The sequence below is a fragment of the Pseudomonas sp. 8 R 14 genome (genome assembly GCF_900005955.1).
Taxonomy (GTDB): Bacteria; Pseudomonadota; Gammaproteobacteria; order Pseudomonadales; family Pseudomonadaceae; genus Aquipseudomonas; species Aquipseudomonas marginalis.
In genome coordinates this window covers 340,066-362,281 of the sequence record NZ_CVTH01000077.1, presented here as the reverse complement: position 1 = coordinate 362,281, position 22,216 = coordinate 340,066, and the positions used below count along the sequence as shown (strand labels likewise).

The 22,216-nt window shown below is 61.3% G+C and carries 25 protein-coding genes; 11 read left to right on the top strand and 14 right to left on the bottom strand.

Going from position 1 to position 22,216, the window contains the following annotated elements; genetic code table 11:
• Positions 1-12: 12 nt before the first annotated feature.
• The gene (locus tag BFQ01_RS21795; RefSeq protein ID WP_027608125.1) at positions 13-285 is read right to left on the bottom strand and encodes a YheV family putative zinc ribbon protein; all 273 of its coding nucleotides are present in this window, start codon (positions 283-285) and stop codon (positions 13-15) included.
• Positions 282-2,381 carry an oligopeptidase A gene (prlC, locus tag BFQ01_RS21790; protein WP_174556988.1) on the bottom strand — a complete coding sequence of 700 codons (2,100 nt, stop codon included), beginning with the start codon at positions 2,379-2,381 and terminating at the stop codon, positions 282-284. The genes BFQ01_RS21795 and prlC overlap by 4 nt, the downstream gene beginning before the upstream one ends.
• A 54-nt stretch (positions 2,382-2,435) precedes the next feature.
• Here prlC and BFQ01_RS21785 point away from each other — a divergent pair, with 54 nt between their 5' ends.
• Together BFQ01_RS21785 and BFQ01_RS21780 are read left to right on the top strand one after the other, a co-directional pair.
• Positions 2,436-2,978, top strand: coding sequence for a gamma carbonic anhydrase family protein (locus BFQ01_RS21785; RefSeq protein ID WP_065926836.1), 543 nt, complete (start codon positions 2,436-2,438; stop codon positions 2,976-2,978).
• On the top strand, positions 2,975-3,634 hold the full coding sequence (locus BFQ01_RS21780; RefSeq protein ID WP_065926835.1) for an HAD family hydrolase: 660 nt from the start codon (positions 2,975-2,977) through the stop codon (positions 3,632-3,634). The genes BFQ01_RS21785 and BFQ01_RS21780 overlap by 4 nt, the downstream gene beginning before the upstream one ends.
• A gap of 60 nt (positions 3,635-3,694) precedes the next feature.
• Here the strand turns inward: BFQ01_RS21780 and BFQ01_RS21775 are convergent, their stop codons facing one another.
• Positions 3,695-4,738 carry an aminopeptidase gene (locus tag BFQ01_RS21775; protein WP_065926834.1) on the bottom strand — a complete coding sequence of 348 codons (1,044 nt, stop codon included), beginning with the start codon at positions 4,736-4,738 and terminating at the stop codon, positions 3,695-3,697.
• A gap of 110 nt (positions 4,739-4,848) precedes the next feature.
• Here BFQ01_RS21775 and BFQ01_RS21770 point away from each other — a divergent pair, with 110 nt between their 5' ends.
• Positions 4,849-5,271 carry a PA0061/PA0062 family lipoprotein gene (locus BFQ01_RS21770; protein WP_065926833.1) on the top strand — a complete coding sequence of 141 codons (423 nt, stop codon included), beginning with the start codon at positions 4,849-4,851 and terminating at the stop codon, positions 5,269-5,271.
• On the opposite strand, the gene BFQ01_RS21765 is transcribed toward BFQ01_RS21770, so the two are convergent.
• Complete coding sequence (locus BFQ01_RS21765) at positions 5,272-5,511, bottom strand: DUF1161 domain-containing protein (RefSeq protein ID WP_017734725.1); 240 nt, start codon at positions 5,509-5,511, stop codon at positions 5,272-5,274. It abuts the gene before it with no gap.
• A 146-nt stretch (positions 5,512-5,657) separates the two neighbouring features.
• The gene (locus tag BFQ01_RS21760; protein ID WP_065926832.1) at positions 5,658-6,089 is read right to left on the bottom strand and encodes an OsmC family protein; all 432 of its coding nucleotides are present in this window, start codon (positions 6,087-6,089) and stop codon (positions 5,658-5,660) included.
• A gap of 215 nt (positions 6,090-6,304) precedes the next feature.
• Here BFQ01_RS21760 and BFQ01_RS21755 point away from each other — a divergent pair, with 215 nt between their 5' ends.
• Positions 6,305-7,306 carry an LLM class flavin-dependent oxidoreductase gene (locus BFQ01_RS21755; RefSeq protein WP_021491416.1) on the top strand — a complete coding sequence of 334 codons (1,002 nt, stop codon included), beginning with the start codon at positions 6,305-6,307 and terminating at the stop codon, positions 7,304-7,306.
• Between the two features lie 60 nt (positions 7,307-7,366).
• Here BFQ01_RS21755 and BFQ01_RS21750 read toward each other — a convergent pair whose 3' ends face one another.
• Together BFQ01_RS21750 and BFQ01_RS21745 are read right to left on the bottom strand one after the other, a co-directional pair.
• Entirely contained in the window at positions 7,367-7,591 is a 225-nt protein-coding gene (locus BFQ01_RS21750) for a DUF1161 domain-containing protein (RefSeq protein WP_005783407.1), read from the bottom strand.
• A 115-nt stretch (positions 7,592-7,706) separates the two neighbouring features.
• Positions 7,707-7,922 (bottom strand): dodecin, encoded by a 216-nt coding sequence (locus BFQ01_RS21745; RefSeq protein ID WP_027608132.1) that lies wholly within the window; start codon positions 7,920-7,922, stop codon positions 7,707-7,709.
• A gap of 156 nt (positions 7,923-8,078) precedes the next feature.
• On the opposite strand from BFQ01_RS21745, the gene BFQ01_RS21740 reads away from it, so the two are divergent.
• Positions 8,079-8,405 (top strand): DUF883 family protein, encoded by a 327-nt coding sequence (locus BFQ01_RS21740; protein WP_003170746.1) that lies wholly within the window; start codon positions 8,079-8,081, stop codon positions 8,403-8,405.
• A gap of 8 nt (positions 8,406-8,413) precedes the next feature.
• Here the strand turns inward: BFQ01_RS21740 and BFQ01_RS21735 are convergent, their stop codons facing one another.
• Positions 8,414-9,310, bottom strand: a complete 897-nt coding sequence (locus BFQ01_RS21735) for a LysR family transcriptional regulator (RefSeq protein WP_065926831.1) — start codon at positions 9,308-9,310, stop codon at positions 8,414-8,416.
• Between the two features lie 111 nt (positions 9,311-9,421).
• Between BFQ01_RS21735 and trpB the strand changes: the two genes are divergently transcribed.
• The 4 genes from trpB (at position 9,422) to BFQ01_RS21715 (ending at position 13,849) form a co-directional block, all read left to right on the top strand.
• Entirely contained in the window at positions 9,422-10,648 is a 1,227-nt protein-coding gene (gene trpB / locus BFQ01_RS21730) for a tryptophan synthase subunit beta (RefSeq protein ID WP_027608134.1), read from the top strand.
• A complete protein-coding gene (trpA, locus tag BFQ01_RS21725) occupies positions 10,649-11,458 on the top strand; it encodes a tryptophan synthase subunit alpha (RefSeq protein WP_065926830.1) in 810 nt (269 codons plus the stop codon).
• Positions 11,459-11,593: 135 nt separating this feature from the next.
• Complete coding sequence (locus tag BFQ01_RS21720) at positions 11,594-12,034, top strand: anti-virulence regulator CigR family protein (protein WP_027608136.1); 441 nt, start codon at positions 11,594-11,596, stop codon at positions 12,032-12,034.
• A 162-nt stretch (positions 12,035-12,196) separates the two neighbouring features.
• Positions 12,197-13,849, top strand: coding sequence for an FAD-dependent oxidoreductase (locus tag BFQ01_RS21715; RefSeq protein ID WP_065926829.1), 1,653 nt, complete (start codon positions 12,197-12,199; stop codon positions 13,847-13,849).
• Between the two features lie 36 nt (positions 13,850-13,885).
• Here BFQ01_RS21715 and BFQ01_RS21710 read toward each other — a convergent pair whose 3' ends face one another.
• The 6 genes from BFQ01_RS21710 to BFQ01_RS21685 all read right to left on the bottom strand — a co-directional run bounded on the left by BFQ01_RS21710 (position 13,886) and on the right by BFQ01_RS21685 (position 19,581).
• On the bottom strand, positions 13,886-15,196 hold the full coding sequence (locus tag BFQ01_RS21710) for an MFS transporter (protein ID WP_027608138.1): 1,311 nt from the start codon (positions 15,194-15,196) through the stop codon (positions 13,886-13,888).
• A 115-nt stretch (positions 15,197-15,311) separates the two neighbouring features.
• Positions 15,312-16,460: a galactonate dehydratase gene (gene dgoD / locus BFQ01_RS21705; RefSeq protein ID WP_003170741.1), complete on the bottom strand. Its 1,149-nt coding sequence runs from the start codon at positions 16,458-16,460 to the stop codon at positions 15,312-15,314.
• A 47-nt stretch (positions 16,461-16,507) separates the two neighbouring features.
• On the bottom strand, positions 16,508-17,128 hold the full coding sequence (locus BFQ01_RS21700) for a 2-dehydro-3-deoxy-6-phosphogalactonate aldolase (protein ID WP_053127387.1): 621 nt from the start codon (positions 17,126-17,128) through the stop codon (positions 16,508-16,510).
• A gap of 1 nt (position 17,129) precedes the next feature.
• Entirely contained in the window at positions 17,130-18,095 is a 966-nt protein-coding gene (locus BFQ01_RS21695; RefSeq protein WP_065926828.1) for a 2-dehydro-3-deoxygalactonokinase, read from the bottom strand.
• A 177-nt stretch (positions 18,096-18,272) separates the two neighbouring features.
• A complete protein-coding gene (locus tag BFQ01_RS21690) occupies positions 18,273-18,599 on the bottom strand; it encodes a DOPA 4,5-dioxygenase family protein (RefSeq protein WP_027608141.1) in 327 nt (108 codons plus the stop codon).
• Positions 18,600-18,630: 31 nt separating this feature from the next.
• Positions 18,631-19,581: a choline sulfate utilization transcriptional regulator gene (locus tag BFQ01_RS21685; RefSeq protein ID WP_065926827.1), complete on the bottom strand. Its 951-nt coding sequence runs from the start codon at positions 19,579-19,581 to the stop codon at positions 18,631-18,633.
• A 103-nt stretch (positions 19,582-19,684) separates the two neighbouring features.
• On the opposite strand from BFQ01_RS21685, the gene betC reads away from it, so the two are divergent.
• A complete protein-coding gene (betC, locus tag BFQ01_RS21680) occupies positions 19,685-21,199 on the top strand; it encodes a choline-sulfatase (protein WP_065926826.1) in 1,515 nt (504 codons plus the stop codon).
• 16 nt (positions 21,200-21,215) lie between these two features.
• Positions 21,216-22,130 carry a choline ABC transporter substrate-binding protein gene (choX, locus tag BFQ01_RS21675; RefSeq protein WP_065926825.1) on the top strand — a complete coding sequence of 305 codons (915 nt, stop codon included), beginning with the start codon at positions 21,216-21,218 and terminating at the stop codon, positions 22,128-22,130.
• Positions 22,131-22,216 lie beyond the last annotated feature (86 nt).

The window sequence follows — 22,216 nt, the reverse complement described above, 5'->3', positions numbered from 1 at the left end:
GGGGTAGACGAGTCAGTCTTTCTTCAGCTTCGGGTTAGGAAAGAACTGCACCGCCTGCACCTTCGGGTCCGGCGCTTTCAACGCCGATGTATTGACCCGCGTGCCCAATTCCTTGGGCACCGACAGACCTTGATCATTCAGCGTATCGGTGTACCCGCAGGCCACGCACTCACGATGCGGCACGCTGTCCTCGGTCCACATCTTCAACTTGTCCGGTTCGCTGCACGCCGGGCAGACCGCCCCGGCGATAAATTGCTTTTTGGTAATCACAGGCCCTTCACTCATGCTGCTGCGTCCTCACTCAGGCCGCTGTGGCGCAAGAGTGCGTCAATCGACGGGGCACGTCCGCGGAAGTCGACGAACAGCACCATCGGCGCCTGGGAACCGCCGCGCGCCAGGATCGCCTCACGGAATGCACGGCCGGTCTCTGCGTTGAGCACGCCGTCTTCTTCGAATTTGGAGAAGGCATCCGCCGACAGCACTTCGGCCCATTTGTAGCTGTAGTAGCCCGCGGCATAACCGCCAGCGAAGATGTGCGCAAAGCTGTTGGGGAAACGGTTGTAGGCCGGAGGACGCATCACCGACACCTCATCGCGCACGCCTTCGAGCACCTGGGCCACGCTGCGGCCATCGCCATGGGTGGCATGCAATTCGAAATCGAACAGCGAGAACTCCAACTGGCGCACCATCATCAGGCCGGACTGGAAGTTCTTCGCCGCGAGCATTTTTTCCAGCAGGTCCTGGGGCAGTGGCTCGCCGCTTTCATAATGACCGGAGATCAGCGCCAGGCCTTCCGGCTCCCAGCACCAGTTCTCCATGAACTGGCTTGGCAACTCCACCGCATCCCACGCCACGCCATTGATACCGGACACGCCGGCATGCTCGACGCGGGTCAGCAGGTGATGCAGGCCATGGCCGAATTCGTGGAACAGGGTGGTCACTTCATCGTGGGTCAGCAGGGCAGGCTTACCGCTGTCGGCAGGGGTGAAGTTGCACACCAGGTTCGCCACCGGGCTTTGCAGCACACCGTCGATGGTGCGACGACGGTCGCGCGCGCCGTCCATCCAGGCACCGCCACGCTTGTTGGCGCGGGCGTACAGGTCGAAGAAAAAACGCCCGACGTGCTGGCCGTTTTCCTTGATTTCAAACAGGCGAACATCCGGGTGCCAGGTGTCGAAGCCTTTTTGCTCGGCAATCTCGATGCCGTACAAACGCTGCACGATGGCGAACAGGCCGCCCAGCACCTTGTCGATCGGGAAGTAGGCGCGCAGGGCTTCCTGGGACACGCTGTAGCGTTGCTCACGCAGCTTTTCGCCGTAGAAACCGCTGTCCCAGCTTTGCAGGTCGGCGCAGCCTTGTTCGGCGGCGTAGGCCTTGAGCTGTTGCAGGTCCTGGGCAGCGAACGGCTTGCTGCGCTTGGCCAGGTCACGCAGGAAGCTCAACACCTGGTCGCTGGACTCGGCCATCTTGGTGGCCAGGCTCAGCTCGGAGAACGAGGCGTAACCCAGGAGCTTGGCCAGTTCCTGACGCAGATCGAGGATCTGTTCCATCACCGGGCCGTTATCGTTCTGACCGGCATTCGGACCTTGGTCTGACGCACGGGTGCAGTAGGCCGCGTAGATTTCTTCGCGCAGGGCGCGGTCCTGGGCGTAGGTCATGACCGCGTAGTAGCTCGGAAACTCCAGGGTGATCAGCCAACCGTCGAGGCCTTTGGCCTGCGCGGCAGCGGCCATCTGCGCCTTGGCCGAATCGGTCAGGCCGGCGAGGGTGGCTTCCTCGGTGACGTGCTTGGTCCACGCCTGGGTGGCGTCCAGCAGTTGGTTGGAGAATTTGCTGCCCAGCTCGGAAAGCTTGCTCTGCACTTCGGCATAACGTTTTTGCTGCTCAGGCGGCAAGTCGATACCCGAGAGGCGGAAGTCGCGCAGGGAGTGTTCAAGAATAGTTTTTTGCGCCACGTCGAAACCGGCGGCTTCCGGGCTGTTGGCCAGGGCTTCGAAGGCTTGGAACAGCGCGCGGTTCTGGCCCATCTCGGTGGAGTAGGCGCTCAATGCCGGCAGGCACGCCTCGTAGGCTTCGCGCAGCTCGGCGCTGTTGCACACGGCGTTGAGGTGGCTGACCGGGCTCCAGGCGGCGCCCAGGCGATCATTCAATTCGTCCATGGCCAGCACCAGGCCGGCCCATGTCGGATTTTTACCCTGGCTTTGCAGGATGCCTTCGATGGCAACACGGTTGTCGGCGAGGATCTGTTCGATGGCCGGTTGCACGTGCTCGGCACGGATCGCCGAGAACGGCGGCAGGTCGTAGGACTGCAGAAGAGGGTTGTTCGCGCTCACGGTTGGCACCTTGGCTGAAGAAACATGTAAGAACAAAGATGGGGCCATCTTAATTACAATCAACGCCCACCGCAGCTATCAGCACATAAGAGAGAGGCTATCGTGACCCTTCGCACCTATCAGAACCACACGCCAACCCTGGGCGCCGGGGCTTTTGTCGATATTTCGGCGGTGGTGATCGGCGATGTCGAAATCGGCACCGACAGCTCGGTCTGGCCGCTGACCGTGATTCGCGGCGACATGCACCGCATCCGTATCGGCGCGCGCACCAGCGTGCAGGACGGCTGCGTGCTGCACATTACCCATGCCGGACCGTTCAATCCTGGCGGTTTCCCGCTGCTGATCGGCGATGACGTGACCATCGCCCACAAGGTCATGCTGCATGGCTGCACGGTGGGCAACCGGATTTTGATCGGCATGGGCAGCATCGTGATGGACGGCGCCGTGGTGGAAGACGACGTCATCATCGGCGCCGGCAGCCTGGTGCCACCGGGCAAGAAACTCGACAGTGGTTTTTTGTATGTGGGCAGCCCGGTTAAACAAATCCGCCCGCTGACTGACAAGGAACGCGCCTTTTTCACCTACAGCGCCGCCAACTACGTGAAGCTCAAAGACCTGCACCTGGCTGAAGGATTCGACCAATGACCCTCCCTTACCAAACCGTCCTGTTCGACCTGGATGGCACCCTCACCGACCCACGCGAGGGCATCACCCGCTCGATCCAGTACGCCCTTGGCAAACTGGGCATCGACGAACCCGACCTGACCCAACTCGAACACTTCATCGGCCCGCCGTTGCTGCAAGCCTTCATGCAGTTCTACGACTTCGATGAGGCCAAGGCCTGGGAGGCGGTGAATTTCTACCGCGAGCGCTTCAAGGTCACCGGGCTGTATGAAAACCGCGTATTCGAGGGCGTGATGCCGCTGCTCGAAGACCTGGACAAACAGGGCCGCCAGTTGTACGTCGCCACATCCAAGCCCTGGGTGTTTGCCCGCGAGATCGCGCGGCATTTCGATTTTGCCAGGCACTTCAAGGTGATCTACGGCAGTGAACTGGACGGGACACGCACCAACAAGGTTGAGTTGATTGCGCATGTGCTCCGCGAAGAAGGCCTGGATCCGGCCACTACCTTGATGATCGGTGATCGTAAGCACGACCTGATCGGGGCGCGCAGCAATGGCGTGGATTCGGCGGCCGTCGGTTATGGGTTTGGCAGTTTCGAAGAGTTGAACGCCGAAGCGCCGACCTGGCATTTCGAGACGTTGGCGCAGATGCATCAGGCGTTTTTGATGCGGCCCTGAGGCCGCCATCGGGGGCAAGCCTCCTCCCACATTGGGAGCGGCTTGCCCGCCGATGAGGCTCTACCGATCAGTACCTTCCAACCGCCTCAACGCAGCCTTGCGCTGCCCCACCGGCAACTCGCCCATCTTCTCCACTGCGGCGTAAAACTTGCGCCAATCCCCGCCTTCCTGCCTGAACAACGCCGCAAACGCCGGCACCCACCGGTCATACAGCCCGAACGGCAACAACCGCGCATTGTTCATCGGCAGGTTCATCCAGACGTCATAACGCTTGTCCCCGCCCCATTGGCTATCGCGCATCTGCCGGTACTCACGGCGCAACGCCTCGAATTCGGCCGCCTTGGCCTGGCGCATCGCCTCGACGGACAGCGGTTGCACGTAGAGTTTTTCCAGGCGCTTACGTGTATCGAGGATCAGCTGGGTAAATTGGTCCCGCTGCTGCCGCGTCGAGCTGCCAAGCGGCGCCAGGCCCTGGGCCGCGCGCCACTGGCGGGTGCCTTCCTGCTCGACGAAGCTGGCAAACGACTCGTTGAATTCGGTGTCGTCCTGCACGTAGAACCGCTGGTGCGCCAGCTCATGGAAGATCAGCGTGGCCAGGCGTTCGTCGCCCCAGTTCATCATCGAATTCATGATCGGGTCGTTGAACCAACCCAGGGTGGAATAGGCTTCGACGCCACCTATCGATACGTCCATGCCTTGCTGGCGCAACAACGCCGCCTCACCCCGTGCCGCGCCCTGGCTGTAATAGCCGCGATAGGCCACGCAACCGGCAATGGGGAAGCAATGGGTTTGAGGCGCCAGGGAAAATTCCTGCGTGGCGAAGACATTCCAGACCACATAAGGTCGGCCGATATCGGCATACAGCCGGTAACTTTGGTTGTCAGGCAGATTCAGGTGTTCGCTGGCGAAGGTTCGAGCTTTCTGTGCTTGAGCCAGATGATCACGCAGCCCCTGCGGCCGCGACGGATCGGCGATGACCTCGGCAACCGGCTCCCGGGCTCGCAACAGCTGCCACTGACCACCTGCCAATTGGCTGTAGTAACTGACGCTGGAGCAGCCACTGAGCAGCACGACTATCAACCCTGGAAGAAAACGCCTGACCATGCCCCGACCGCTCCTGGGTGATGTGTTCGCCAGACTATCGCGCCTGAAGGGGATTTTTCCACGGCGTGGCGTGTTTATACTCAAAGCTCTCCTTGCGTTGAGTACCTGCCATGCGCCAGCTCCTGCTTCCCGTCGTCGCCCTGTTGCTCAGCGCCTGCGCTTCGACCCCCCTGCCGCCGGTCGATCCGCATCAGGCCTGGGTCGATTTCGCTACGCCAACGCCGGGAGCCAAGCTGGTGATGGCGCAGCGCCTGGATGGTAAGAACCTGCCGGACGGACGCTACTTCCAGGTTTCACCGGGCAGTCACGAGTTGATGGTGCGCTTTGATTTCGAGGTGCCGACCGGCGGCAGCCTCAATGGCTTTGGGCAAACGGCCGACCGCACCTGTTTCATCACTCTGCAGTACGACCATTTCGAGGCTGGCCAACGCTATCGCCTGGAAGGGCGCTCATTGGCCTTCACGCCGAATATCCGGCTGTATAACGCCGCTCGCCAATTGCTGGCGGAAGAACGCAGCGTCAACTGTCTCTGATCAATCGTTGTTCTTCTGATAGATGATGGCTTTGGTACCGTTCTCACAGCTGCCGACGACCATGGCGACGTCGTGCTTGTCAGCCTCTTCCTTGCTGACAATTTCCAAGGTGTAGGACGGAACTGCGTTCGCCTGGATCTTGACCTCAATCTCTTTCCTGAGCTCTTCGCAGTCTTTTGGTGCGGCCACAGCCGATGTGGCCAACACACCGCAAATGATCGCCAAAGCAAAACGTTTCATGTGTGAAGCTCCCTGAATGCATGCGCACGGGTGTGCGCCTAAGGCTGCATAGGCTATAGGACCACATTCGGGAAACACGAGTTCTGATTTAACGCAGAACAAAATGTGGGAGGGGGCTGGCCCCCTCCCACACTGGACCTGCAGTGTCAGTTGACCAGCGTGGCATCCAGGCTGATCTTCGCATTCAGCACCTTGGACACCGGGCACCCTTCCTTGGCCTTCTTGCTCAATTCATCGAACTGCGCCTGGCTGGCACCTGGAATCTTGGCCTTGAGCACCAAGTGCACGGCGGTGATCGCGAAGCCGCCATCGACCTGGTCCAAGGTCACTTCGGCCTGGGTGTCGATGCTGTCAGCCTTGAGCCCGGCGTCGCCGAGAATCATGGAAAAAGCCATGGAGAAACAGCCGGCGTGGGCCGCGCCAATCAGTTCTTCAGGATTGGTACCCTTGCCGCCTTCGAAACGGGCCTTAAAGCCGTAGGGCGCTTCGCGCAGCACGCCGGTTTCGGTGGAAATGGAGCCCAGGCCAGTCTTCAGATCACCTTCCCAATGCGCGGATGCCTTTTTAACGATACTCATAGCTTTCTCCTCGAACGGTGGTTTTGCGTCGGTAAGGTTCTGAGGATAGACGCGCCGGCAAAGTTCAGTTGTAAGAGAAACCTAGCAATTAAGTAGGAAATTTCATTGCTGCTATTGAATCTCGGGTATATGCCCTCATTGCATAGGGCATGCACATGAAGCGGCAGGTTTTGGTTCGTCTAAGAAGCCTGCGCCCCCATTGGAGAAGCAGGCTTATGAAATCGCTGTCCGACGTAAAGTTCTCGACCCTCGACCTGGTGCCGGTGCGCGCCAACGGCAGCCCGGCGCAGTCGTTGCGCAATTCCCTGGATTTGGCCCAGCATGTGGAAAAGTTCGGCTACAACCGTTTCTGGGTGGCGGAACACCACAATATGGATGGCATCGCCAGCTCGGCCACCTCGGTATTGCTGGGTTACCTGGCCGGCGGTACCTCGACGATTCGCGTCGGCTCCGGCGGCGTGATGCTGCCCAACCATGCACCGCTGGTGATCGCCGAGCAGTTCGGCACCCTGGAAAGCCTCTACCCCGGACGTATCGACCTGGGCCTGGGCCGCGCACCCGGCTCCGACCAGATGACCGCTCGCGCCCTGCGCCGTGAACGCTCCGGCAGCGCGGATGACTTCCCGGAAGACGTGGCCGAGCTGATGGCCTACCTCGGCCCACGCACACCGGACCAACGGGTGATTGCGGTGCCCGGCACCGGCACCAACGTACCGGTATGGCTGCTGGGTTCCAGCCTGTTCAGCGCGCAACTGGCGGGCGAACGCGGTTTGCCCTACGCCTTCGCCTCCCATTTCGCACCGCGTTTGATGCACGAGGCGATTCGCGTGTACCGCAACCACTTCAAGCCCTCGGCCGTGCTGGACAAGCCTTACGTGATGCTCGGCATTCCATTGGTTGCCGCCGACACCGATGAGCAGGCCGACTACCTGGCCACCTCGGTGTACCAGCGCATCCTTGCCTTGATGCGCGGGCAAAGCCTGGTGCAGCGCCCACCGGTGAAAACCATGGACGGCCTGTGGCTGCCCCATGAAAAAGACGCCGTCGGCAGTTTCCTCGGACTGGCAATGGTGGGCAGCCCGGCGAAGATCCGTGCCAAGCTGGAAGTACTGATCGAACAGACCGGCGCCGACGAATTGATCTTCACCTGCGACCTGTACGAGCACGCCGATCGGATTCATTCCTACGAGCTGCTGGCGCAGTTGATGAAGGGCTAAACCCCCAGGCGAAAAAAAACCGACGCACCTGTGCGTCGGTTTCAAGCCTGCCACACGGGATTAACCGCGCTTGTAGACGATTTCCTTGGTACCACCCTCACAGGTGCCAACCACTTTAGCGTCGGTCGAGGCGCCTTTATCCACGACTTCCAGCGAATAACCCGAAGCGCCCTTGGCGTCGATTTTCGCTGCAATTTCACTTTTCAGCTCTTCACAAGGCTTGCCCGCCGCCAGGGCTGTGCCCGCAATGCTCAACAAACCTACCGCTAACAGGAACTTCTTCATCCGTCACTTTCCTTGCGCTGATTGAAACGAGCGTGCCGACGCTGCAGGCATCGGCACCCATTGTTTGTAGCGCAGGTTATGGCAATCGGCCAGCCGGCAAGTTCAACCGACGCGATCAACTACTGGCAATTCGAAACCCCACCTTGAGCGTGACCTGATAGTGGGCGACCTTGCCGTCCTTGATATGACCACGGGTCTCCGTCACCTCAAACCACTCCAAGTGCTTGATGCTCTTGTTGGCTTCGGCCAGGGCATTGTTGATTGCGTCTTCGATGCTGGTGGTGGATGAACCTACCAATTCGACTTTCTTGTAGGTGTGATGATCAGACATGGTGTTTCTCCTGAGGGTCGTCAATAAAGCCTAGCAGTCATTGTTCATACTGCTTCTGGCGACCGTTCCTACCCGAAAGTTCAGATTTACTGCACTTTCTGAAAACGCTGGAGTCGGTATCTACACACGCCACTCAATCACTTCAGGAGAATTCACATGGCCAACACTTCTTTACGCAAAGCGTCGCTGGAAAGCATGGAAGCCGAGATTTCGAGCCTGCTCAAGTCCCTTGAGAGCCTCAAGGACGATGCGTCGGATGAGTCGCGCAAAACCCTGAAGGCCCTGAAAAGCAATGCCGAGAATGCCCTCAAGCATTCCCGTCACCTGATCAGCGATGCCTACGAAGAAAGCAAAGTCAAAATCCGCGAAACCGGTGTTGCCACCCGGGACTACGCACAAGAGCACCCATGGACCACCGCCGGCGTCGCCGTTGGCGCACTGGGCCTGCTGGCGGCTTACCTGCTGTGCAAACGCGGTGACTGATTGACCGGCTACACCGGCTGGCGCGCCAGCTCAGCCTTGAGCCAGTGCGCCAATTGACCCGCGCGCCCGTCTGCGGCGCGCTTGGGTAGCCACAACGCCAGGTGCGCCGGGGTTTCACTGAAACCCCACGGCGCCACCAGGCGACCCGCACGCAGGTCCTCTGCTACCAGCGGTTCTGGCGCAATCGCCACACCCAACCCTGCAACCGCCGCCTCCAGCAAATAATACAAATGCTCAAAACCCTGGCCGTGTTTCAACGCGCCGGGCTCGATGCCGTGCTGTTGCGCCCAACTGGGCCAGGCTTGCGGACGGGACGTGGTGTGCAATAAAGCTTCGCCACACAAGGCGTGCGGCGGCGCCTGGCGCAGGCGCTGGTAGCCGGCAAAACGCGGGCTCATCACCGGGCCGATACGCTCGCTCGCCAGTTCATATACCTGCATATCCGCCGGCCACGGCGGTTCGGCGAAGACCAGCAGGGCATCGAGACCGGGGCGTCGGGGGTCAAGGTCGCCGTCGCCCGCCGACAGGTGCAGGCGCAGGTCCGGCAGATCGGCATTCAAGCGTCCCAGGCGCGGGATCAACCAACGCGCCAGCAGACTGCCTGAGCAGCCGAGCACGAAAGGCGCGTCGGCGCTGGCCTGGGTGAGTTCGGCGCACACGTCCCGCAAGCGCTCGAACGCCTCCGCGCTGGCATCTCGCAACCGCACACCTGCATCTGTGAGTTTAAGGCCGCGCCCGTCCTTGATGAACAGGCTGACACCTAAATGCTCCTCCAGCACTTTCAACTGGCGGCTGACCGCACCGTGGGTCACGTGCAATTGCTCGGCAGCCTGGCTGACGCTGTTGAGGCGGGCAGTGGCTTCAAATGCGCGCAGGGCATTGAGGGGCGGGAGGTCGCGGCTCATCTGTGAGTTTTCCTGACAGGTTGCAGCGATCTTATCGGTTTTCAGCGCCGGATGTGAGGGGTAGAGTGGCCGTCATTGCTTCCCATACAGAATTTCTACCTGGAGCGTCCCATGACTCAGTCCCAGACCGATCTGCGCAACGGCCCTGATGCCAACGGCCTGTTTGGCGCGTTTGGCGGCCGCTACGTCGCCGAAACCCTGATGCCGTTGATCCTCGACCTGGCCCGCGAATACGAAGCGGCCAAGATCGATCCGGCGTTCAACGAAGAGTTGGCCTACTTCCAGCGCGACTACGTCGGCCGCCCCAGCCCGCTGTATTTCGCCGAGCGCCTGACCGAGTTCTGCGGCGGCGCCAAGATCTACCTCAAGCGCGAAGAGCTGAACCACACCGGCGCGCACAAGATCAACAACTGCATCGGCCAGATCCTGCTGGCGCGGCGCATGGGCAAGAAACGCATCATCGCCGAGACCGGCGCCGGTATGCACGGTGTGGCGACCGCCACCGTGGCCGCGCGTTTCGGCCTGCAATGCGTGATCTACATGGGCACCACCGACATCGAGCGCCAACAGGCCAACGTGTTCCGCATGAAGCTTTTGGGCGCTGAAGTGATCCCGGTGGTCGCCGGCACCGGCACCCTCAAGGACGCCATGAACGAAGCCCTGCGCGACTGGGTGACCAACGTCGACGACACCTTCTACCTGATCGGCACCGTGGCCGGCCCGCACCCGTACCCGGCGATGGTGCGCGACTTCCAGGCCGTGATCGGCAAGGAAACCCGCACCCAGCTGCAAGCCCAGGAAGGCCGCCTGCCGGACAGCCTGGTGGCATGCATCGGCGGTGGCTCCAACGCCATGGGCCTGTTCCACCCATTCCTGGACGACACCAGCGTCGAGATCATCGGCGTTGAAGCCGCCGGCCACGGCATCGAGACCGGCAAGCACGCCGCCAGCCTCAACGGTGGCGTACCGGGCGTGCTGCACGGCAACCGTACCTTCCTGCTGCAGGACGACGACGGCCAGATCATCGACGCCCACTCGATTTCCGCCGGCCTCGACTACCCCGGCATCGGCCCGGAACACGCCTGGTTGCACGATATCGGCCGCGTCCAGTACACCTCGGTGACCGACGATGAAGCCTTGGACGCGTTCCACAAATGCTGCCGCCTGGAAGGGATCATTCCTGCCCTGGAAAGCGCCCATGCCCTGGCCGAAGTGTTCAAGCGCGCACCGACCCTGCCGAAGGATCACCTGATGGTGGTCAACCTGTCCGGCCGTGGCGATAAAGACATGCAGACCGTGATGCACCACATGGAACAGTCTCAGCAGGAGAAACACTAAATGAGCCGCCTGCAAACCCGCTTTGCGCAACTAAAGGAACAAAACCGCGCCGCCCTGGTGACCTTCGTCACGGCCGGTGACCCGGGTTATGACACCTCGCTGGCGATCCTCAAGGGCTTGCCCGCTGCGGGCGCCGATGTGATCGAGTTGGGCATGCCCTTCACCGACCCGATGGCCGACGGCCCGGCCATCCAACTGGCCAACATCCGCGCACTGGAAGCCAAGCAGAACCTGCTGAAAACCCTGCAGATGGTGCGAGAGTTCCGCAAGGACAACAACGACACCCCGCTGGTGTTGATGGGCTACTTCAACCCGATCCACAAATACGGCGTGCCTAAGTTCATCGCTGACGCCAAAGAGGCCGGCGTCGACGGCCTGATCGTGGTCGACATGCCGCCCGAGCATAACGGCGAGCTGTGCGACCCGGCCCAGGCTGCGGGTATCGACTTTATTCGCCTGACCACGCCGACCACCGATGACGTGCGCCTGCCGACCGTGCTCAACGGCAGTTCCGGGTTCGTGTACTACGTATCCGTGGCCGGTGTGACAGGCGCCGGCGCCGCGACCCTGGAACACGTCGAGGAAGCCGTGACCCGCCTGCGTCGGCATACCGACCTGCCGATCAGCATCGGTTTTGGTATCCGCACACCGGAACAGGCGGCCGCCATCGCGCGCCTGGCCGATGGCGTGGTGGTGGGCTCGGCCCTGATCGATCACATCGCCAATGCCAGTAACGATCAACAAGCAATCGATGGCGTATTGAGCCTGTGCGCGGCGCTGTCGGAAGGTGTGCGCAACGCCCGTAAGTAAGCGCCATGTAGCGAGAGGTAAAGTTCCTGATACAGAGGAATCAACGCGCGCAATCACGGCCTAAACAGCAAGACCAAGGGATTTCGAACCGCGTTCGAGATCCCTTTTTTGTTTGTGTGCCCTGAGGAATACCCGATGAAAATGCCTAAATCCGTGATTGCAGGCCTTGGTGTGCTGGTGCTTGGCGCCAGCGCCCTGGTGCAAGCCGCGCCGCCTGACCAGCGGGGTGACGACCGTGGCGGCCCGCAGGGCCAGCACGAGCAGCGTGGCGACGACCATCGCGGCCCGCAGGACAACCGTCGCGGAGGCCCGCCCCAGGACTTCGGCCCGGTACGCCAGATCATTCACGATAACCACGGCCAGTTCTCCCGTGGCGCACCGCCGCCGCCGAATGTGCGCCTGGTGCGCGGCCAACCCCTGCCGCGCGGCTACTACGGCGAGCGCCTGGACAACCGTGCGCTGGCGCGCCTGCCGGTTTACCCGGGTTATGAGTGGCGCCGTTCGGGGCCGGATGTGGTGTTGATCGCGGTGGGTACCGGTATCGTCTATGAAATTCTGGACGGCGTGCTGAACTGATCCGGGCTTTTTCCATATAGGCTAGGCTTGAGGGGGAACACACCCCCTCAACACACTTCGTGCCTACTGCCGTCTAACCACCTCTGCAAGTCACGCCTTCTTGCGTTGCCGGTCGTTAAGTTAGCTGCATCAGAAGTCATTATCGTCTCCCAGGAGTCCATCATGGCATTTGATCTCATCACCCCCTCGGACCGTCGTCATTCCACGTTGCAAAAGGGTTTCAACCTGCGCTGGCCATTGGGCAACGTCCAGGGCGAGTCTTCACCCAACGGCGCCAGCCAGATCTACCTCTGCCACACCCCACAAGACATCATCGACGCAGCCGCCCAGGCCCTGGCTGTGCCCAATGGCCGTATCACGGTGCGCAGCGGCGGGCATTGCTATGAAGGATTTGTCTCTAACAAGATGCCGGATGTGCCAGGCGAGGTGTTGTCGATCCTGGACATCGGCCAGATCAACCAATTGGCCTACGACCCCAACGGCCTGATCAGCTCAGTGCTGGTACCCGCTTTGCCCCATCGCTATGCGTTCCGCCTGGAGCCCGGCTGCCAGAACTGGGACACCAGCGTCGCGCTGTACAAATTGGCAGGCAAGGCGCTGCCCAGTGGATCCTGCTATTCGGTGGGACTGGGCGGGCATATCTGCGGCGGCGGCTATGGGTTGTTGTCGCGTAAATACGGGCTGGTCTGCGACTGGCTGGACGGCGTCGACTTGCTGGTCGCCAATGGACCCGGCCCGGGTCTTGAACCTGTCCATGTGTCCCGCAACAGCCTCGACACCGATGAGCTGGACCTGTTCGCCGCCTGTTGCGGCGCCGGTGGCGGGCAGTTCGGCATCATCACCAGTTACTATTTCAAGACGCTGCCGCCAGCCCCGGAGGAAGTGCTTTGGCTGCCATTGGAATGGGACTGGTCAGACCTCACACGCGCCGCCCTCGAACGTTTGCTGCACGCCTATCAAAACTGGTTCGTGGACCATCAGGCCGACCCGGCAACCTGGGGCCTGGCCACCAAACTGGAAATGCGTCATCTGAACACTGGCAACGTGACCCTGGGCATCCACTACGTCGACAAGGACGGGAAGCTCGATGACCTGGCGCCTTTCGACGACTTTGTCAGCAGCATGCAGGCCGCGGTGGGTGTCGGTGCGACGGAGTCGCTCCTGCCGTTCCACGTCGTGCATCAGCCACGTGGCGGGCAAAAGGGCCGCTGGGTCGACTCCCTGCAGAGTGCCCATGAGGCCGCCAGGCGTTTGGACTGGTTGTACGCCACCCAATCGCTCAACGGTTCCGGTGACAATCAGCGCGGGCGGTATAAATCGGCGTATCAGAAAGGCGGGTTTACACAGCGCGTGCTGGACGCGATCTGGACGACGCTGACCTTGCCGGACCCCGAGCAATACCTGACCCAGAGCCTGATCCAGATCCAGTCGTTCGGCGGGCGCATCAACCAGATGGACGGCCCGATCCTGGCGCAGACGTCAGCCGCGCAACGCTCCTCGTACCTCAAATGGCAACCGCAGTGTTACTGGCACGCCGACGATGACGCCATCGACCGCGCCCATGCCGACTGGATCCGCAGCCTCTATTACGCTGCATTCACCAACGGTGTTCCCAATGACCCGGAGTTCGAGGGCTGCTACATCAACTACCCCGACCTGGACATGACCCACCTCGGTGGCAATCCCGCGAACCCCAGGAACCCTCTGTGGTATGGAATTTTCTTCCCCAACACGATCATCGAGAACCGTCTGCGCCGAACCAAGCAACGCTGGGATCCTTCGAATGTGTTCCGTAACGAAATGTCGGTGCCCTGAGCCCGGCCAACGGGCGGCCCGCAGGCCGCCCACTGCTTACAGCTCGATCCGCTCGACCTTGCCCACCAGCAGCACATAGGAGAGTGCGCCCAACAGCGCCAGCACGGCGATGTAGGTGATCGCCGGCGCAAACGAATCGCCACTGGCCAGGAAACCGATGACGATCGGCGTGGCAATCGCCGCCAAGTTGCCGATGAAGTTGAACACCCCGCCGGTCAGTCCCAGCAGACGTGCCGGGGCAAGCGTCGAGACCAGCGACCAGGTGATCGAGGCCAGGCCATTACCGAAGAACGCCAGGGCCAGGAAGGCGATGACCAACGGTGTCGATTCGACGAAGTTGGCGCCAATGATCGCCGTAGAGATCAACAGGCCGCTGATGATCGGCAACTTGCGGGCAAACCCCACCGAGGCGCCACGGCGGATCAGCCAGTCGGAAAACAACCCCGAACACAGCACGCCGACGAAAGCCGCGAGGAAGGGCAGTGACGCGAGCATGCCGGACTTGATGAAATCCATGCCGCGGTATTTCACCAGGTAGGTCGGGAACCATGTCAGGAAGAACCACAACGTAGAGTTCAGGCAGAACTGCCCCAGGTAGATACCCCACAACTTGCGCTTGCTCAGGACGATGCCCAGGTCGACCCAGCTGAAGGGCGCCTTGCTCTTGCTCGCTTGTGCGCTCAAGTCCACCAGCCCGCCACCTTCGCGGATCAATTCGATTTCAGCGGCGTTGACGCCTTTGAAATCACGGGGCTCGCGATACAGGGCATACCAGATTGCCGCCCACAGAATGCCCACGCCACCGGTCACGACAAATACCATGTGCCAGCCGTAATGGTGCTGCAACCAGGCCAGGACCGGCGTCAGGAACGCCAGCCCGACAAACTGCCCGGAGGTGTAGAAGCCAATGGCCGTGGCGCGCTCACGCTCGGGGAACCAGCTGGTGACCACGCGACTGTTGATGGGGTAAGCCGGTGCTTCCAGGGCACCCACCGCCATGCGCAGCACAAACAGCGCAATGAAGCTGGCGGCAAAACCGAGCATCACGGTGGCGATAGACCACAGCAACAGGGCGGCGGTGTAGAGGATACGCGGCGGCACCCGGTCCACCAGCCAGCCGCCGGGGATCTGCATGGCGGCGTACGTCCAGCCGAACGCGGAGAAAATCAGCCCGACATGTACCGGGTCGATACCCAGTTCGCTGGTCAGCGCCGGGGCGGCAATCGACAGGTTGCTGCGGTCGAGGTAGTTGATCACGACGGTGATAAACAGCAGCACCATGATGAAGTAGCGCTTTCGGGTAGGCGTGACTAAAGAAGCCTGCCCGCTCAAGGATTCAGGTTGCATGGTAGGTGCCTCTTCTTATATTTGTTGAGGAAGGGACTTCTGCAGAAACCGGATCAACATGTGGGAGGGGGCAAGCCCTCTCCCACATGTTTGACCGCGTTCTTTCAGGCAGACATCACCACTCGGCAAAGCTGCCGTCGGCGTGGCGCCAGATCGGGTTGCGCCAGCGATGGCCGATGGCTGCGCGTTCGATCACGTATTCCTCGTTGATCTCGATCCCCAGGCCCGGCCCGTTGGGGATTTTCACAAAGCCCTGGTCATAGTCGAACACGCCCGGGTCGCGCACGTAGTCGAGCAGGTCGTTGCTCTCGTTGTAGTGAATGCCCAGGCTTTGCTCCTGGATAAACGCGTTGTAGCAAACCGCATCCAGTTGCAGGCACGCCGCCAAGGCAATCGGGCCCAGCGGGCAGTGCAGGGCCAGGGCCACGTCGTAGGCTTCGGCCATGTTGGCGATCTTGCGGGTTTCGGTGATACCGCCCGCGTGGGAAGCGTCCGGCTGGATGATGTCGACGTAGCCTTCGCTGAGCACGCGCTTGAAGTCCCAGCGCGAGAACAGACGCTCACCCAGGGCAATCGGGGTGCTGGTCAGCGGCGCCAGTTCCTTGAGGGCTTCGTAGTTTTCGCTGAGCACCGGCTCTTCGATAAACATCAGTTTGTACGGGTCCAGTTCTTTCATCAGCACCTTGGCCATGGGCTTGTGCACACGGCCATGGAAGTCGACGCCGATGCCGACGTTAGGGCCGACCGCATCGCGCACGGCCGCGACGTTGGCCAGGGCCAGGTCGACTTTTTCGAAGCTGTCGACAAACTGCAACTCTTCGGTGCCGTTCATTTTCACCGCAGTAAAGCCACGGGCCACGGCCTCTTTGGCGGCGCGGGCGGTGTCGGCCGGGCGGTCGCCACCGATCCACGAGTACACGCGAATCTTGTCGCGTACCTGGCCACCCAACAGGTCGCTGACCGATACGCCCAGGGCCTTGCCCTTGATGTCCCAAAGCGCCTGGTCGATGCCGGCGAGGGCGCTCATGTGCACGGCGCCGCCACGGTAGAAGCCGCCGCGGTAGAGCACGGTCCAGATATCTTCGATATTGCGTGGGTCCTTGCCGATCAGGTAATCGGACAGTTCCTCGACCGCCGCAGCCACGGTGTGAGCGCGGCCTTCGACTACGGGCTCACCCCAGCCGGTCACGCCCTGGTCGGTCTCGACCTTGAGGAAGCACCAGCGCGGCGGGACGATAAAGGTCGTCAGTTTGGTGATTTTCATCTGTTATCTCTCTTATAGATGCAGCGCCAGGGGCGCGGAACTTGATCTCAGCTCAGGGCTTTCCAGGCGGCGACATAAGCCTGGGCGCGGCTCGCTACCTGATCCACTGTCATACCCGGTTTGAACAACCCGGAACCCAGCCCGAACCCCTTGGCGCCGGCGTCGATAAACACCTGCATGTTGTCCGGGGTAATGCCGCCCACCGGCAGCAGCAACGTGCCTGCCGGCAATACCGCCAGCCACGCCTTGATCACAGAAGGGCCCATTTGCTCGGCCGGGAACAGCTTCAAGACGTCGGCGCCTTCGTCCAGCGCGGCGAACGCTTCGGTGGGCGTGGCCACACCCGGCGACAGGTACAGGCCAGCGGCCTTGGCGGCGCGCAGGACCTTGGCATCGCTGTGGGGCATGACGATCACTTGGCCACCAGCGGCTTTCACCTGCTCGACCTGCGCAGGCGTCAACACCGTACCGGCGCCGATCAGGCAATCGGCGGGCAGGCTGTCGCGCAGGGTGCGGATGCTGGTGTAAGGGTCCGGCGAGTTGAGCGGGACTTCGATCACGCGAAAACCGGCGTCGTAAAGCACCTGGCCGACCGCCTGGGCTTCGTCCGGGCGCACACCGCGCAGGATCGCGATCAAACCGTTTTGTGCCAGTGCTTGCTTGAGCATGTCAGGCCTCCGTTGCAGGTTGAGTGAGCCCGGCGGCCACTGCCAGTTGCCACAGGCCGCGCTCGGTCGCTTCCTGCGCCAGGCTGACGTGGGCGAAACCGCAGAGGGCGAGGGCGCGTTGGTAGCGCACGCAAAGCGGGCCAGCGCCCACCAGGATGATGGGGATGTGCCGTGCACTGGCTGGCAAGCCGGCCAGTTCATGGCCGATCAGCAGGCCGGACAGGTAATCGGGCTGCTGCTCAGGGGTGAGTTCGGCGGTCAGGCCCAGGGTGCGCGCACTGAACAAGGTCGACAGCACGCCGCGCTGGCCATCGTTCGACAGCGCCACTTGAACGCCGCGGTCAAAAGCCTCGGCCTGGAACTGCGCGGATACCTTTTGCGTACGCCCCAGCAGGCTGTGCTTGCTCAGCACCGCGAACAGTTCACCGGTCATGAAGGTATCGAAGTGGGTGATGCAACCTTCCACCACCTCGACCCATTTGGAATGGCTGCCGGGCAGGCCGATCAACATTTCACCGTTGGCCGACAGGCTTTGCAGCACACCCAGCACCTGGGTTTCTTCACCGCGCATCACATTGGGCAAACCGACCTGCTCGATCACGCCGGGCACGATACGCACATCGACGCCGCGCAGGCTGCGCACCGTGTGCAACGCCTGGCCCAGGCTGGCGACGTCGACCGGCGTATTGCGATATGCCGCCTCGCTCCAGCCCTGGGCGCTGCCGACCATGCCGCAGGCGATCACTGGAAGATGGGGTTGGGCGTCGAGCCAGTCGCCGCATGCCGCATCGAACGCCAACTCGAAGCCATCGCTGCAGTGCACACCGCCGATGTCCCGGGGCTCACTGGGCAAATGCATGATGCCCGACGCCAGCGAGCGCTGTTCCAGCACGACGCCTGCGGGCCCGAGTTTATAAGCACGAAGGGAGCTGGTCCCCCAATCGAGCGCGATCAATTGCGCCTGCATCGCTTCACCTGAAATGAGTGGGTGCTGAAAAAAGCAGATGGGCGAATATAAACCTATGGCCGGCAATATCTCAATATATAAATAACAGTCCCATATATTGAGACAAGACAAGATAAATCCTACAACTTCCTCGCCTTTTACTGCGGGAAGGGGCGGTTTTTATCTGATAAGGGGAGGTTAAAAAACCGACAGGTCCAGCTCGCGCATCGCACCCATCCAGATCGCGTGATCGGTGTGATCCTTCAGCTCATCGCCGGTTTCGGGGTGCAGGAACACCACCAGCCCATTGCGATGCAGCGCCAGCCACGGCAGCACCACGCCAATGTATTCGGCATCGAACGCCAGCTGGCAGCTCCAGTCCGGGTGCGGGCCTACGGGCCGTTCATGCACACGGCCCATGCGCAGCGGGAACAGTTTCGCGCCGTCTTCACATAGGGTGCGCGCCTGGTCGATGGTGCTGGCGTCAAAGTAGATATGGGCATGGTAGCCCTTGATACGTTGCATGACGGACTCCGGATCCAATGTGCGGCAAATCCTAGACCGCAATCGATGGCAGGGCCAGTCCGGTCAGGGACTGCGCGCTGCTGGCCTGTTCTGCCTGCAACCAGTCGACGAAACGTTCGACCAACTGCCCACGCCGCTTGCGCTGGGGCTGCACCACGTAATAGCCAAAGCGCGAAATCACCGTGTTGCCGATCGGTCGGCACAACCAGTTCTGTTCCAGCAGGTTATCCACCAAATGGCGCCAGCCGATCGCCACCCCTTGGCCGGCAATCGCTGCCTGGATCAATAAGGTGTAGTTGTCGAATCGCAGCTGGCCGGGCGTGGGTGCGGCGCTGATACCCAGCTCGCGGAATACACCACTCCAGTCGAACCACTGGCTGTTGTTTTCCTGGCGCAGGTGCAGCAACGGGTAGTCGGGCAAGGTGTGCACAGTCAAAGGCCTGGCCTGCTCCTTGAGCCATTGCGGGCTGCACACCGGGAACACTTCCTCGTTGAACAGCCAAAGGCTGTCGCCCTGCTTGAAGCGGCCATCGCCAAACAGCACTGCCACATCGATGTCACTGCGCAGTGTCGCGTGGTTGCGCTCGCTGGTCACCAGGCTCACGTCCACCTGCGGGTTGGCGGCGTGGAAGCGATGCAGGCGCGGCATCAGCCAATAGGCGGCGAACGCAAAGTCTGTGGCCACTTGCAGCACTTCGTGCTGGTCCTGCTGGGTAATCACACTGAGGCCCTGGTTGATGTTCTGCAAACCGCCTTGCACATGCTCGAACAGCAGGGCGCCGGCGTCGGTCAGTTCGATGCCCCGATAGATGCGGTCAAACAGGCGGATCGTCAGTTGTTCTTCAAGGCGCTTGATCTGCTGGCTGATCGCCGGCTGAGTGGTACCCAGCTCCATCGCAGCGGCGGTAAAGCTGCGATGGCGCGCGGCCGCTTCAAACGCGCGCAGCAAATCGAGGGATACATCGCCAAGGGCTTCATACATAAGCTGCGCTTATCCTAGACATTGCTCGTCATGGGCTTTACCCCATTTTACATGGGCTGCATGCTCATTCGCATAAACACCGCCTATGGAATGCCGAAGACCCATGAAGCGCAAGAACATTCTTTTCATCATGGCCGATCAAATGGCCGCGCCGATGCTGCCGTTCTACGGACCTTCCCCCATCAAGCTGCCGAATTTGAGCCGCCTCGCCGCACAGGGCGTGGTGTTCGACGCGGCCTATTGCAACAGCCCACTGTGTGCCCCCTCACGCTTCACCCTGGTCAGCGGCCAATTGCCGAGCAAGATCGGCGCCTACGACAACGCGGCGGATTTCCCCGCCGATGTGCCGACCTATGCCCACTACCTGCGGCGCCTCGGTTATCGCACCGCGCTGTCGGGCAAGATGCACTTCTGCGGTCCCGACCAACTGCACGGCTATGAAGAACGCCTGACCAGCGACATCTACCCCGCCGACTATGGCTGGGCGGTGAATTGGGATGAGCCGGACGTACGCCCCACCTGGTACCACAACATGTCCTCGGTGCTGCAAGCCGGCCCGTGCGTGCGTACCAACCAGCTGGATTTCGACGAAGAGGTGGTGTTCAAGGCCCAGCAGTACCTGTTCGACCACATCCGCGAAGACGGTGACCAGCCGTTCTGCTTGACCGTGTCGATGACCCATCCCCACGACCCGTACACCATTCCCAAGCCGTTCTGGGACCTGTACGACGACAACGACATCCCTTTGCCTGCAACGCCGAACCAGGAAGATCTCGACCCGCATTCCCAGCGTCTGCTCAAGGTCTATGACCTGTGGGACAAGCCGCTGCCTGTGGATAAAATTCGCGACGCCCGCCGCGCCTACTTCGGCGCGTGCAGCTACATCGACAGCAATGTCGGCAAGCTGCTGCAGACCCTGGAAGACACCGGCCTGGCCGACGACACCATCATCATTTTCTCCGGCGACCACGGCGACATGCTCGGTGAACGCGGCCTCTGGTACAAAATGCACTGGTTTGAAATGGCCGCCCGCGTGCCGCTGCTGGTCAGTGCGCCGGGGCAATTTGCGCCGGGCCGCGTAACCCAGGCAGTGTCCACCGCCGACCTGCTGCCGACCCTGGTGGAACTGGCCGGCGGCGAGCTGGACCCGCGCCTGCCCCTGGACGGCCGCTCGCTGGTCCCGCACTTGCAGGGGCAGGGCGGGCATGACGAAGTCTTTGGCGAATACATGGCCGAAGGCACCATCAGCCCATTGATGATGATTCGCCGTGGCGCCTACAAATTCATCTACAGCGAAGACGACCCTTGTCTACTGTTCGATGTGCACAACGACCCGCACGAGCGGGAAGACCTCAGCCAGTCACCGGAACACCGGCCACTGTTCGAGGCGTTTTTGAATGAGGCGCGGGCCAAGTGGGACATCCCGGCGATCCACCAGCAGGTGCTCGCCAGCCAACGCCGTCGTCGCCTGGTGTTCGAGGCGCTGACCCAAGGCAAGCTGAAGAGCTGGGATCACCAGCCACTGGTGGACGCCAGTCAGCAATACATGCGCAACCATATCGACCTCGACGACCTGGAGCGCAAGGCACGTTATCCACAACCCTGCCAAAACCAATAAATACAGAGGGAAGGCCATGCAAAAGTTAACTGCAGTAGTGGGCATGTTGGTGCTAAGTAGTGCCAATGCGTATGCGGACACCCGCTGTGAGACCGTGAAGATGGCCGATCCAGGCTGGAGCGACATTGCCGCCACCAACGCCATTACCGGTTTCCTGCTGAACGGCATGGGCTACAAGGCCAAGGTCGACACCCTGGCGGTGCCGATCACCTTCGGCGGGCTCAAGGACGGCCAGGTGGATGTGTTCCTGGGTAACTGGATGCCGGCGCAGCAGGGCTTCTACGACAAGTTCGTGGCCAACGGCGATGTGGTGCAGTTGGCGAAGAACCTCGACGGCACCGAGTTCACTCTCGCCGTGCCGGATTATGTGTGGGATGCCGGGGTGCATGACTTTGCCGACTTGAACAAATTCGCCGACAAGTTCGACAAGAAGATCTACGGCATCGGCTCGGGCGCGCCGGCAAATATCTCGCTGCAGGAGATCATCAAGAAGAATGACTTCGACCTTGGCCAGTGGAAGCTGATCGAGTCCAGCGAGCAGGCAATGCTGGCGGAAGTGTCACGGGCGGTGAAGAAGCAGAAATTCGTCACCTTCCTCGGCTGGACACCGCACCCGATGAACGTGCAACTGAAAATGCACTATCTCAAAGGCGGCGAGAAATACTTCGGTGACACCGGCAGTGTGTATACCTTGACCCGCAAAGGGTATGCGCAGGCCTGCCCTAACGTTGGCAAACTGTTGACCAACCTGAGTTTCACCCAGGAGATGGAGAACAGCATCATGGCTGAGGTGGCCAACAACAAGGTCAGCAATGCCGACGCGGCGAAGGCGTGGATCAAGGCGAACCCGGCTGTATTGGACAAATGGCTCGACGGTGTGAAAACCGTGGATGGCAAGGACGCGTTGCCGGCAGTAAAGGCCAAACTCTAGGGCCTTGCGCTATTCCAATGTGGGAGGGGGCTTGCTCCGATAGCGGAGTGCCAGTCAGAGAGATTTAGACGGGTCCACCTATATCG

Coding starts and splice junctions, on each gene's coding strand:
- BFQ01_RS21795 (WP_027608125.1), bottom strand. CDS start 285: ATGAGTGAAGGGCCTGTGATTACCAAAAAGCAATTTATCGCCGGGGCG.
- prlC (WP_174556988.1), bottom strand. CDS start 2,381: ATGGCCCCATCTTTGTTCTTACATGTTTCTTCAGCCAAGGTGCCAACC.
- BFQ01_RS21780 (WP_065926835.1), top strand. CDS start 2,975: ATGACCCTCCCTTACCAAACCGTCCTGTTCGACCTGGATGGCACCCTC.
- BFQ01_RS21775 (WP_065926834.1), bottom strand. CDS start 4,738: ATGGTCAGGCGTTTTCTTCCAGGGTTGATAGTCGTGCTGCTCAGTGGC.
- BFQ01_RS21770 (WP_065926833.1), top strand. CDS start 4,849: ATGCGCCAGCTCCTGCTTCCCGTCGTCGCCCTGTTGCTCAGCGCCTGC.
- BFQ01_RS21765 (WP_017734725.1), bottom strand. CDS start 5,511: ATGAAACGTTTTGCTTTGGCGATCATTTGCGGTGTGTTGGCCACATCG.
- BFQ01_RS21760 (WP_065926832.1), bottom strand. CDS start 6,089: ATGAGTATCGTTAAAAAGGCATCCGCGCATTGGGAAGGTGATCTGAAG.
- BFQ01_RS21755 (WP_021491416.1), top strand. CDS start 6,305: ATGAAATCGCTGTCCGACGTAAAGTTCTCGACCCTCGACCTGGTGCCG.
- BFQ01_RS21750 (WP_005783407.1), bottom strand. CDS start 7,591: ATGAAGAAGTTCCTGTTAGCGGTAGGTTTGTTGAGCATTGCGGGCACA.
- BFQ01_RS21745 (WP_027608132.1), bottom strand. CDS start 7,922: ATGTCTGATCATCACACCTACAAGAAAGTCGAATTGGTAGGTTCATCC.
- BFQ01_RS21740 (WP_003170746.1), top strand. CDS start 8,079: ATGGCCAACACTTCTTTACGCAAAGCGTCGCTGGAAAGCATGGAAGCC.
- BFQ01_RS21735 (WP_065926831.1), bottom strand. CDS start 9,310: ATGAGCCGCGACCTCCCGCCCCTCAATGCCCTGCGCGCATTTGAAGCC.
- trpB (WP_027608134.1), top strand. CDS start 9,422: ATGACTCAGTCCCAGACCGATCTGCGCAACGGCCCTGATGCCAACGGC.
- trpA (WP_065926830.1), top strand. CDS start 10,649: ATGAGCCGCCTGCAAACCCGCTTTGCGCAACTAAAGGAACAAAACCGC.
- BFQ01_RS21720 (WP_027608136.1), top strand. CDS start 11,594: ATGAAAATGCCTAAATCCGTGATTGCAGGCCTTGGTGTGCTGGTGCTT.
- BFQ01_RS21715 (WP_065926829.1), top strand. CDS start 12,197: ATGGCATTTGATCTCATCACCCCCTCGGACCGTCGTCATTCCACGTTG.
- BFQ01_RS21710 (WP_027608138.1), bottom strand. CDS start 15,196: ATGCAACCTGAATCCTTGAGCGGGCAGGCTTCTTTAGTCACGCCTACC.
- dgoD (WP_003170741.1), bottom strand. CDS start 16,460: ATGAAAATCACCAAACTGACGACCTTTATCGTCCCGCCGCGCTGGTGC.
- BFQ01_RS21700 (WP_053127387.1), bottom strand. CDS start 17,128: ATGCTCAAGCAAGCACTGGCACAAAACGGTTTGATCGCGATCCTGCGC.
- BFQ01_RS21695 (WP_065926828.1), bottom strand. CDS start 18,095: ATGCAGGCGCAATTGATCGCGCTCGATTGGGGGACCAGCTCCCTTCGT.
- BFQ01_RS21690 (WP_027608141.1), bottom strand. CDS start 18,599: ATGCAACGTATCAAGGGCTACCATGCCCATATCTACTTTGACGCCAGC.
- BFQ01_RS21685 (WP_065926827.1), bottom strand. CDS start 19,581: ATGTATGAAGCCCTTGGCGATGTATCCCTCGATTTGCTGCGCGCGTTT.
- betC (WP_065926826.1), top strand. CDS start 19,685: ATGAAGCGCAAGAACATTCTTTTCATCATGGCCGATCAAATGGCCGCG.
- choX (WP_065926825.1), top strand. CDS start 21,216: ATGCAAAAGTTAACTGCAGTAGTGGGCATGTTGGTGCTAAGTAGTGCC.